This is a genomic window from Bacillus nakamurai (assembly GCF_001584325.1).
In the GTDB taxonomy this organism is placed as follows: Bacteria; Bacillota; Bacilli; order Bacillales; family Bacillaceae; genus Bacillus; species Bacillus nakamurai.
The window spans coordinates 50024-61285 of sequence record NZ_LSAZ01000002.1 but is presented as its reverse complement, the minus strand read 5'-3'; the positions used below and the strand labels follow the sequence as shown (position 1 = coordinate 61285).

General features: G+C 47.3%; 9 protein-coding genes. All 9 read right to left on the bottom strand.

Features of this window, described 5'->3' with window-relative positions; all coding sequences use genetic code 11:
- Positions 1 to 7: 7 nt before the first annotated feature.
- Positions 8 to 1750, bottom strand: coding sequence for a phospho-sugar mutase (locus AXI59_RS00895; RefSeq protein ID WP_061527120.1), 1743 nt, complete (start codon positions 1748 to 1750; stop codon positions 8 to 10).
- Between the two features lie 132 nt (positions 1751 to 1882).
- Complete coding sequence (glpD, locus tag AXI59_RS00890) at positions 1883 to 3550, bottom strand: glycerol-3-phosphate dehydrogenase (protein ID WP_061527119.1); 1668 nt, start codon at positions 3548 to 3550, stop codon at positions 1883 to 1885.
- A gap of 138 nt (positions 3551 to 3688) precedes the next feature.
- Positions 3689 to 5179 carry a glycerol kinase GlpK gene (gene glpK / locus AXI59_RS00885; protein WP_061527118.1) on the bottom strand — a complete coding sequence of 497 codons (1491 nt, stop codon included), beginning with the start codon at positions 5177 to 5179 and terminating at the stop codon, positions 3689 to 3691.
- A gap of 16 nt (positions 5180 to 5195) precedes the next feature.
- Positions 5196 to 6023 carry an MIP/aquaporin family protein gene (locus tag AXI59_RS00880; protein WP_061521383.1) on the bottom strand — a complete coding sequence of 276 codons (828 nt, stop codon included), beginning with the start codon at positions 6021 to 6023 and terminating at the stop codon, positions 5196 to 5198.
- Positions 6024 to 6197: 174 nt separating this feature from the next.
- On the bottom strand, positions 6198 to 6773 hold the full coding sequence (locus tag AXI59_RS00875; protein ID WP_061521382.1) for a glycerol-3-phosphate responsive antiterminator: 576 nt from the start codon (positions 6771 to 6773) through the stop codon (positions 6198 to 6200).
- Between the two features lie 25 nt (positions 6774 to 6798).
- Positions 6799 to 8145 carry an aspartate aminotransferase family protein gene (locus AXI59_RS00870; RefSeq protein WP_156476202.1) on the bottom strand — a complete coding sequence of 449 codons (1347 nt, stop codon included), beginning with the start codon at positions 8143 to 8145 and terminating at the stop codon, positions 6799 to 6801.
- 245 nt (positions 8146 to 8390) lie between these two features.
- Positions 8391 to 9929: a bifunctional GNAT family N-acetyltransferase/carbon-nitrogen hydrolase family protein gene (locus AXI59_RS00865; protein ID WP_061527117.1), complete on the bottom strand. Its 1539-nt coding sequence runs from the start codon at positions 9927 to 9929 to the stop codon at positions 8391 to 8393.
- Between the two features lie 19 nt (positions 9930 to 9948).
- Positions 9949 to 10611 (bottom strand): HAD family hydrolase, encoded by a 663-nt coding sequence (locus AXI59_RS00860; protein WP_061527116.1) that lies wholly within the window; start codon positions 10609 to 10611, stop codon positions 9949 to 9951.
- A gap of 126 nt (positions 10612 to 10737) precedes the next feature.
- A complete protein-coding gene (locus tag AXI59_RS00855) occupies positions 10738 to 11160 on the bottom strand; it encodes a CBS domain-containing protein (protein WP_061521379.1) in 423 nt (140 codons plus the stop codon).
- Between the last annotated feature and the right edge of the window lie 102 nt (positions 11161 to 11262).

Genomic DNA, 11262 nt, shown 5'->3' with positions numbered 1-11262 from the left:
TTGGGCTTTACTTTGTTTTTTCTGCGATGCTTTCTACCGTTTTCATGACGGCTTCAGATAACGATGCAAGACGCTGTTCGCTGTCTTGTAAAGACGTTCCTTTCACGGCGAAATAAAATTTAACTTTCGGCTCTGTTCCTGATGGACGAAGGCAGAACCAGGAGCCGTCTTCAAGGAAATATTTCAGGACGTTTGATTTCGGCAGATCAATGTCCTCTTCTTTATGTTCAGCAAATACAGTTCGTTTTCCGATGGAATAATCCTCGGCTTGCGTGATCTGTTTTCCTGCCATTTGCTCCGGCGGGTCATTTCTGAAAGATGTTAAGATAGCGGCGATCTGTTCGGCGCCCTGCTTTCCTTTTAACGTCAGAGACTTCAGGCCTTCACGGTAATATCCGTACTCCTTAAAGATTGCCTGCAGCGCATCATAAAGCGACATGCCCTGCTTTTTATAGAAGGCGCACACTTCAACTGCCAGCAGCGCGGCCTGAATCGCATCTTTGTCACGCGCAAAATCGCCGATTAAGTAGCCGTAGCTTTCTTCATACCCGAATTGGAACGTGTATTGGCCGGACTTTTCATATTCTTTGATTTTTTCGCCGATAAATTTAAAGCCGGTTAACGTATCAATCGTATCCAATCCGAAAGAAGATGCGACTGCGCGGCCGAGTTCGCTGGTAACAATCGTTTTAAGAACAACGCCGTTATCAGGAAGAGTTCCATTCTTTTTCTTCTCGGAAAGAAGGTAATGCAATAAAAGCGCCCCTGTCTGGTTTCCTGTCATCACCGTGTACTTGCCTTCATTGTTTTTTACGGCAATACCGAGGCGGTCGGCATCCGGATCTGTTGCGACCAGAATGTCAGCGTTCTGCTCTTCACCAAGCTTGATTGCATATTCAAATGCCGCGTGCTCCTCCGGGTTAGGCGATGTGACGGTTGAGAAATTCGGATCAGGAAGCTCTTGTTCTTTTACGACGGCGACACGTTTGTAGCCGAGCGCTTCAAGCCCGCGGCGAACCGGTTTATTCGCCGTACCGTGCAGCGGGGTGAAAACAACGCTTATGTCCACTTCATCGGCAAGCTCAGGATGAACGGAAATAGAAGTCAGTTTTTCCGTATACGCCTTATCAATCTCTTCACCGATCATGGTAATCAGGCCTTTTTCCTTCAGCGCCTGTTCGTCCTCAACGCGGATCGTCAGTTCGTTTTCGATGGCATTCACCTCTGCAATGACGATGTCCGCTTCGCTCGGCGGCAGCTGCCCGCCGTCGTCACCGTAAACTTTATAGCCGTTATATTCAGGCGGATTATGGCTGGCCGTCACGACAATACCCGCAAAGGCGTTCAGCTTTCTGACTGCAAAAGACAGCTCAGGCGTCGGGCGGAGCTCATCAAAAACGTACGTCTGAATGCCTTGGGAGGCCAGTGTTTTTGCCGCTTCCATCGCAAACTCAGGCGATTTATGGCGGGAATCATAAGCAATTGCGACGCCTCTTTTTTTCGCTTCCTCTCCCTGCTTCACGATATACGCGGCAAGTCCGGCGGAAGCTTTGCGGACCGTATAGATATTCATCCGGTTCGTTCCCGGGCCGATTTCTCCGCGCATGCCTCCCGTCCCGAACTCAAGGTTTTTGTAGAAAAAGTCTTCCAGCATCTGCTCGTTTCCTTCTGCATCCGCTAATAATTTTTTCAATTCAGAATCTAAATGTTCGGTCTGTTTCCAGCGTTCGTAGCTCTTACTCCAACTCATGTTCGTCCTCCTATAATTTCAGCTTATGACCATATTTTAATATGAAGCGGATGTCCGTGTCACTTGAAAACATTGTATCGCTGTTCTATGTAAAAGAAGGGCTTATGCCTTTTCGGCACAGCCCTCCGGTGATTATTGTTCGAGCGGCACAACTGCATCGTGCAGGAGCGTGTTTAAATGCTCTGTATGTTTCTGTTTCGTTTCTTCATCCCATTGGAAACGGTCGCTCATGTAATCAATCACAGCCGTTTTGTATGCTTCTACCCATTTAATATCAAAGTAAAGTCTGCCCGTTCTGCGGACGAAGAAATCAGCAGGCGTTGCAGCCATCTCTTCTTCAATGCTGTATGCAGCCTCTGCCAAAATGTGAACCGGGATTTGGCGTTTTACCGCTTCGTCAGTCAGGCCTTCAATCCGGCTGAATACATTTTCTACGTTAGAGCCGTATCTGATGGCTAACTGTTTCGCGTTTTGTTGTGATAAACCGATCTTCACGCCTTCTTTTGTCTTCGCTTCCACAAATGATTCGAAGTTTTTGGAGCCGCCGACATGTCCTCCGGAAATCGGCATTGTCTTCGTTTTACAAGCACCGAAGTCCTGGCCGCCCTCTTCTTTCAAACGCTCACTGACAAGGTCGACAATGTGCTCAGCCATTTTTCTGTATCCTGTCAGTTTTCCTCCGGCAATCGTAATCAAACCTGATTGCGATGTCCAGATCTCGTCCTTACGCGAAATCTCAGACGGATCTTTTCCTTCCTCGTGAATCAGCGGTCTAAGTCCAGCCCAGCTTGATTCTATATCATCCGCTGTAATATTCAGTTCAGGGAACATGTAATTGATTGAGTTTACGACATAGTCGCGGTCCTGCACTGTCATGCGCGGATGCTCAAGTTCTTGTTTGTAAACCGTATCTGTCGTACCCACGTATGTTTTTCCTTCACGCGGAATGGCAAATACCATCCGGCCGTCAGGCGTATCGAAGTATACCGCCTGTTTAAGCGGAAATACAGATTGGTCGAATACAAGATGGACGCCTTTTGTATGCTGGAGATGCTTTCCGTTTTTGCTGTGGTCTTTTTCTCTCAGCTGGTCGACCCACGGACCTGTCGCATTGACGATTTTTTTAGCGTAAATTTTATATTCTTTGCCGGTCAGCATATCTTCAATTAAAACGCCGACTACTTTCCCTTTTTCGTACAGAAGCTCTTTCACTTTAGAATAGTTGACCGGCTCTGCTCCGAATTTAACGGCTTCTTTCATGACTTCAATTGTCAGTCTTGCATCGTCTGTCCGGTACTCAACGTAGTAACCGCCGCCTTTTAAGCCGTCTTTTTTAACGAGCGGCTCTTTTTGGAGCGTTTCTTTTGCAGACAGCATGCTTCTGCGTTCTGATTTTTTTACGCCTGCTAAAAAGTCATATACTCTTAAGCCGATCGAAGTCGAGAATGAACCGAAAGTGCCGCCTTTATGGAACGGAAGCAGCATCCATTCCGGCGTAGTGACGTGCGGGCCGTTTTCATACACGATTGCCCGTTCCTTACCGACTTCTGCGACCATTTTCACTTCAAATTGTTTCAAATAACGCAATCCGCCGTGGACAAGCTTTGTGGATCGGCTTGATGTGCCGGCCGCAAAGTCCTGCATTTCGCTCAGTGCGACTTTCATTCCTCTTGAAGCGGCGTCAAGCGCAGTACCTGCACCTGTAATCCCTCCGCCTATAATAAACAGATCGTATGTTTTTTTTGTCATGTCTTGCAGCATGTTATCCCGCTCAAGACTTGAAAATTGATGATTCGTCATTACGTTTCCTCCTTGTTGTCACGGTATAGAAAAAGAGACCACAACACCCAAAGTGTATGTCATCACTTTGGTGCTGTGGTCTCTCCTCATCTCAGGACCGTTCCTATTAACTTGTTTTCAGTATACCACACTTACGTCTTATTTAAAAGCCATTGCTGCTTTTACAGCTTTTTTCCAGCCATTATACAATTCTTCGCGTTTGTCTTTTTCCATTTTCGGCTCAAATCGCTTATCCAAATTCCATTGGTCGGCGATTTCAGAGCTGTCCTTCCAATAGCCGACCGCGATTCCGGCTAAGTATGCCGCACCCAGCGCCGTCGTCTCATTTATTTCAGGACGTTCGACGGGAACATTCAGCAGGTCGCTTTGGAACTGCATAAGAAAATTATTTTTTACCGCTCCGCCGTCCACGCGCAATGTTTTTAAAGAGATGCCGGAATCAGCCTCCATTGCGTCAAGAACGTCTTTTGCCTGATAAGCAAGAGATTCCAGCGTAGCGCGGATGAAGTGTTCCTTCGTCGTTCCGCGTGTCAGGCCGAATACAGAGCCGCGCACGTCACTGTCCCAATATGGTGTGCCTAAGCCGACAAAAGCAGGGACGACATAGACGCCGTCAGTTGAATCCACACGCTCTGCATATGACTCGCTTTGCGCCGAATCCTGAAACAGCCGCATTCCGTCTCTGAGCCATTGGATGGCAGATCCTGCGACAAAAATGCTTCCTTCAAGCGCATATTCCACTTTGCCGTCAATTCCCCAGGCAATCGTCGTCAGCAGGCCGTGCTTTGATGTAATCGCTTTTTCTCCGGTATTCATGAGCATAAAGCATCCTGTGCCATATGTGTTCTTCCCCATGCCTTCTTCAAAGCACGCCTGGCCGAACAGCGCTGATTGCTGGTCTCCGGCAGCTCCCGCTATCGGGATATTTTTCCCGAAGAAGTGGTAATCAACCGTTTTCGCGTACACATGGGAAGACGGCTTCACTTCCGGCAGCATTGATTTCGGCACGCCTAAAATATCAAGCAGCTCATCATCCCATTTTAAATCATGAATGTTAAACATCAGCGTTCTGGACGCATTGGAATAATCCGTTACGTGCGCCGCGCCGCCTGACATTTTCCAAATAAGCCACGAGTCAATCGTTCCGAACAGAAGGTTTCCGTTTTCCGCTTTTTCCCGCGCACCTTCAACGTTGTCAAGAATCCATTTCACTTTCGTTCCTGAGAAATACGGATCGATCAGAAGCCCCGTTTTTTCTCTGAATGTGTCATTATAGCCTTTTTCACGAAGCTCTTCACAGATGCCGGCAGTTTGTCTTGATTGCCACACGATGGCATTGTACACCGGTTTTCCGGTATCTTTATCCCATACGACCGTTGTTTCCCTTTGGTTCGTGATGCCGATTCCTGCAATTTGATCAGCACTGATTCCTGATTCAGAAATGACTGTAGCGATAACAGCCAGCACTGAGCCCCAGATTTCATTCGCACTGTGCTCCACCCAGCCGGGCTGCGGGAAGAACTGCGTGAATTCCTTTTGAGCGGAATGCACGATCTTGCCTTCTTTATTAAAAAGAATCGCTCTTGAACTTGTTGTGCCTTGGTCTAATGATAAAATATAGGTTTCCATGATGCCGCTCTCCTTTTTAAATATATTTAGAATTTGATAAGGTTTTCGGTGATTGAGATCTCTTCGTGTATACATAGAGTATTAACAGTACCACAACCAATATAACGCTTACAAACCAGAAGCTAGGTGTCACATTTCCTTTAAACGCAGCATTGTAAAATACACCGCCGAATGCTCCGCCCAATATCGGACCGATAACAGGAATCCATGCGTATTTCCAATTAGACGGCCCTTTTTTCGGAATCGGCAAAAATGCGTGGGCGATTCTCGGCCCTAAATCCCGTGCAGGATTGATCGCATATCCTGTCGTTCCTCCAAGAGAAATTCCGATGGCAACGATGAGGAAGCCGACAATAAGCGGGTTCAGCCCTTTTGTAAATTCATTCGCCCCGATTGCCAAAATGCCGAGCACAAGCACAAACGTACCAATGATTTCACTTATCATATTCCCAAATGTATGCGGAATACTCGGCCCGGTTGAGAAAACGCCGAGTTTAGCGGCAGGATCGTCGGTTGCCTTCCAATGCGGCAGATAGTGAAGATACACAAGAACAGCACCGATGATTGCTCCGATCATTTGTCCCGCAATATAAACAGGAACCTCTTTCCAAGGAAAACTGCCTTCAAGCGCAAGGCCTATCGTTAAAGCCGGATTAAGATGAGCGCCGCTGATTCCGCCGACAGCATACGCCGCCATGGCAACACCCAATCCCCATCCAAATACAATAACAATCCATCCGGATTGGTATGAAAGCGATTTCTTTAAATTGACTCCCGCACAAACACCGCCGCCAAAAATAATAAGCAGCATTGTACCGATTACTTCTCCCCAAAATGCTGTCATCATAATTCCTCCTAAAATGACATAATAGCAGGTTTGACAGAGTTATAGAGAATAAAAAACCCACAACAAACTGCTTTACGCTTGATTGCTTTCGTAAAGTGCTGTTGTGGGTCTCCGGGTCTCCATCACAATAGTATTAACCTAGGTCTATTGTAACAACGGGTGTAAGCGGTGTCAATCTTTTTTTGTCATAGAATGTTCATATTTAGCCCACAGCTCGGTATCTGACGTAGTCACTGCCGTTGCTCCGGCCTTCAGGGCATTGTCAACATCCTGCTCAGTACGGATAAAGCCGCCGGCGAAAATCGGAATCCCCGTCATTTCTTTGATTTCCCGGATCAAGGTAGGAACGATACCCGGGAGGACCTCAATGAAATCCGGCTTATGTTTTCCGACAAACTCCATGCTTTTTTCCATCGCGCTCGTATCAAGTAAAAACAGCCGCTGGATCGCGTATATTTTCTTTTGTTTCGCTTTGGCGATGACGGTGGATCTCGTTGAAATAATACCGGCAGGCTTGATGTCCTGGCAGATAAATTCCGCCCCGTATTCATCATGTTTAATGCCGTGAATCAAATCAACGTGAACCATCAGATGCTTTCCGTGCTTTTTCGCTTCGTTTACGACACCTTTCAATTGACCCAGGTGAATATCTAAAATAACGCCGTATAAAAACGAACTTTCTAAAAACGCATCAAACTGCTTCATATTCCGGATAGCCGGTAAAATTTTCTGGTTGTGAAAACTCATGTTTTACTCCTTTAATATTAAAAAATCAGATGCTCAGCACACTTTCCTTGACCGTCTCAATGATAAATGAAAGCTCCTCTTCCGACAGGCAGAAAGGCGGTGAAAGCTGGATTACATTATTATATCCCGCTACGGTATCACCATTCTTCCCGACGATCAGCCCTTTTTCCTTACAAGCGGCAACGACGTGCTGAACAGTTGCGGCATCAGCCGGCACTTTCGTGATTTTATCCTTTACGAGTTCGATTCCGACGAGCAGGCCTTTCCCCCGTACATCCCCGACCGCAGGGTGTTCTCTGAGTGACTGAAGCTCCTGCAGAAGCTTTTCGCCAAGCTCTCGTGAACGGCCGATCAGATTTTCGTCCTCCATTATTTGCAGGTTTTTCAATGCAAGGGCGCAGGCAGCCGGATTTCCTCCGAATGTATTCACGTGGCGGAAACGGTCATACGGCTCTCCGCCGCTGTATGCCTCAAAAATTTCCCGTTTCACAGCCGTTGCCGAAAGCGGAAGATAAGCACTCGTGATGCCTTTTGCCATAGTGACGATATCAGGCTTAACGCCATAATGCTGGAATCCGAATGGTTCTCCCGTGCGGCCGAATCCGCAAATTACCTCATCACAAATCAAAAGCGCGCCGTGGCGCCTGCAAATGTCCTCCACCTTAGCCATATACCCTTCCGGCGGCATTAAAATGCCGCCGCCTGTAATAATCGGCTCCATAATTACGCCTGCAATCGTTTCACTTAACTCCCACGTCATGATCCGGTCGATTTCCTGTGCGCTTTCTAATGTATCAGCATCCGCGGGATTCCGATAGAGGTCAGGCGGCGCCGCATGCAAAAACCCTTGGCTTAACGGCTCATATTTGTACTTTCTTTGCGCCTGGCCGGTAGCGGCGAGCGCCCCCATCGAATTGCCGTGATAGGCTCTGTATCTGGAAATAAATTTGTAGCGGCCGTGATCCCCGTTTTCAATATGGTATTGGCGGGCAATTTTGAATGCGGTCTCATTCGCTTCTGAACCGCTGTTGGAAAAGAAGATAACATAATCGCCGCCAAGCCATTCATTCAGCTTTTCCGCAAGCTTGATAGCCGGCGTATGGCTTTGTGTCAGCGGGTAATAAGGCAGTTCCTTCAATTGTTCGTAAGCCGCGTCAGCAAGTTCCTTTCTGCCGTAACCGATATTCACGCACCAGAGCCCTGACATAGCATCCAAATACCGCCTTCCGTCAATATCAGTGACCCAAGCCCCTTCCCCCTTCTGGGCGATAATACTGTCGTCCGGCTTCGCCCCTTTCATGGCGTGCCAAACGAAGTCTTTATCCTTTTGCTTGAGTGATTGATTTTGCTGTACATGTTCCACACCGATCATCTCCCTTTCAATATCGTTACGCTGTATCGAAAGCTGGCCGGCCCGCAAGCCGATTATCTTGGTGAAGTTTTCCTCTTATTAAGAATATAAAGGCGGATCAGGAGCGAGTCAATAAACCGATGAGAAATAAAAAAAACGCTTTCGCCGCGAATGAATTCAAGCATTCCGGAACATATCCGTGCGGCAGTCATAAAAAAGCCGCAAACAAGCAAAAAAAGCCCGCCCCCTCAGCCGGGGCGGGCGGTTTATTTGAGATACGTAATTCGGTAAATGTCTTTGCGTCTGTCTTTCAGCTGGCGCACGGTTCCGTTTTCCCGCTGCCTTCTTAAAATTTCCAAGTCTACGTCGCCGATCACGACCATTTCAATATTCGGATTCGTCTCACCGACGATTCCGTCTCTGGCAAATTCAAAATCAGACGGAGCAAAAATGGCGGATTGTGCGTATTGAATATCCATGTTTTCCGTTTGCGGCAGGTTTCCGACCGTACCGGAAATGACGGTGTAAATTTGGTTTTCCACCGCTCTCGCCTGAGAGCAATATCTCACGCGCAAGTAGCCTTGGCGGTCTTCTGTGCAAAATGGCGTAAAAATAATTTTCGCCCCTTGTTCCGCTGCGATCCTCGCAAGCTCTGGAAATTCGATATCATAGCAAACTTGGATGGCGATTTTGCCGCAGTCCGTGTCAAACACGCGGACTTGATCACCGGCGCTGATGCCCCACCATTTCCGCTCGTTCGGCGTAATATGGAGCTTGTATTGTTTTTCAATTGTGCCGTCCCGTCTGAATAAATACGCGATGTTATAAATTTTTCCCTCTTCTTCGACAAAGTGAGATCCGCCGATGATGTTGACGTTATATTTCACCGCAAGGTCAGTAAATAGACTGATATAGTCCTCCGTGTATTCAGTAATTCTCTGGATTGCCAGGCTCGGGGAGCGCTCCTCAAGAAAGGACATCAGCTGGGTCGTGAAGATCTCAGGGAAAACCGCGAAATCGGATCTCGCGTCAGAGGCCACATCGACGTAATATTCAACTTGATTGGCAAATTCCTCAAAGGAATATATCTTTTTCATTTCATATTGAATGGCGCAAATACGCACCGGAAATGCCGATTTATAATAACGTTTCGACTGCGGCAGATAATCGACATTATTCCATTCCATTAATGTCGCATATTTAATAGAGGCCGTATCATCCGGCAGATAATTCGGGTTAATCCGCATTAATGTAAATCCGTTCATCAGCTGGAAGGAGAGAACCGGATCATAAATCTGGTGGCGTGTCACCTGTTCGACATAGGCTCTCGCCGTCATCTCTTCAGCGTACATGTGGTAATTCGGAATCCGACCGCCGATGATGATGCTTTTTAAATTCAGCCGTCTGGCCAAGTCTTTTCTCGCTTCATACAGACGGTGGCCGATCTTCATTCTTCTGTACGCCGGGTGGACCATCACTTCAATGCCGTACAGATTTAGTCCGTCCGAATTATGATTTGTGATATATCCGTCATCTGTAATGTCCTGCCATGTATGACGGTCATCATATTCATCGAAATTGATGATCAGGCTTGAACAGGATCCGATAATCTCGCCTTCATACTCCGCGCAAAACTGCCCTTCCGGAAAATGCGCCAGATGGCTGATTAAATGCTCAGGCTCCCAAGGCTCCATTCCCGGGAAACAATCCTTTTGCAGATCAATAATTTTATTGATATCTTTCTCTTCCATATTCCGTATGACCATTTTCTTTTCGAAACGGGTCAGATCAAGTTTTTCAGACAACGCTGCTTCCCCCTGCCGGTTAGTTTTGTTGATTCAATCGCTGTAATAATAGTTCAAGTTCCAATTCCGCCATAGATTCGAGTCTGTGGTCGTAGTCTTCAAACAAAAGAGCGCCCGTCACTTTATTCGGAACGATGACGCACTTCATGCCGGCGCGCTTGGCGGCGATCGATCCATTGACAGAATCCTCAAAAGCAAGACACTCAGCCGGTTCGACACCTAAATGTTCCGCTGCTTTCAAATAAAGTTCCGGATTTGGCTTCACCTCTTCCACGTCATCAGCTGTTTGAATCACTTCAAATTCATCAAACAGACCTAATTCTTTCAGGTGTCCCGATACCCATTTAAAGTCTGAGCTTGAAGCCAGGCCAACCTTCAGCCCTAACTCTTTTGCCGCGGCTAAATAAGCCTCCACACCGGGGCGCGCCTTTTCCGTTTTCATCCGCTGTGCAAAGCGCTGGCGCCTGATCGCCGTCAGTTCATCGCGGTCAAGTTCTCTCCCGAGCTGTTCCTCTAAATAGGCAAACGGCTTAAATCCGGCGGCCGTTCCGATGACCTTTCCCCAGACGGACAGTGGCAATGTCGATCCGTGCTCTTCAAACATTTCTTGCAGCACTTCATATTCATGGGTCTCTGTGTCTAAAATTAACCCGTCAAAATCAAAAATTAGCGCTTTTATCACTGCTTACAGCTCCTTTAGCATACGTACTGGACTATGTATACACTATACCGTGAATTGCTTTTGCGTTCAAAATGTAACATGCGGACGGAAAAAAGAGCCTGCATCAATGCAAGCTCCCTTTATCCGTTACTGATTGTCCTGGCTTGAAATATTAGAGAGCGCTGCTCCCGCAGACTCGTTTGAACGCTGATCGACCGCTAAGTCTCCAAGCGCAACGATCCCGACTAGATGATTTTGATCTACAATAGGAAGGCGGCGGATTTGGTGTTGGGCCATCAGCTGTGACGCCTCTTCAAGACTCATGTCCGGGTTTCCGGATACCACTTTAGTAGACATCACATGTGAAACAGGTGTTTGGCCGTCGCGGCCTTGAGCCGTTGTTCTCAATGCGATATCACGGTCTGTCAGCATTCCTTTTAATTCTCCTCCGTCAACGACAGGAATCGCTCCGACATTATGCTGATGCATCAGTGCAGCTGCTTCCTGAATCGTTTGGTTTGGAGAAACGGTCGCTACGTGCGTAGTCATTGATTGTTTGATTGAACTCATTGTAAAGCACCCCTTTCGCACATTAGTATGCTCGGGGGTTTGCCTGAATATAAAGGGAGTTAGAGGAAAGAAATTGTGGTATCATGTCAAGGAAGCAAAAAA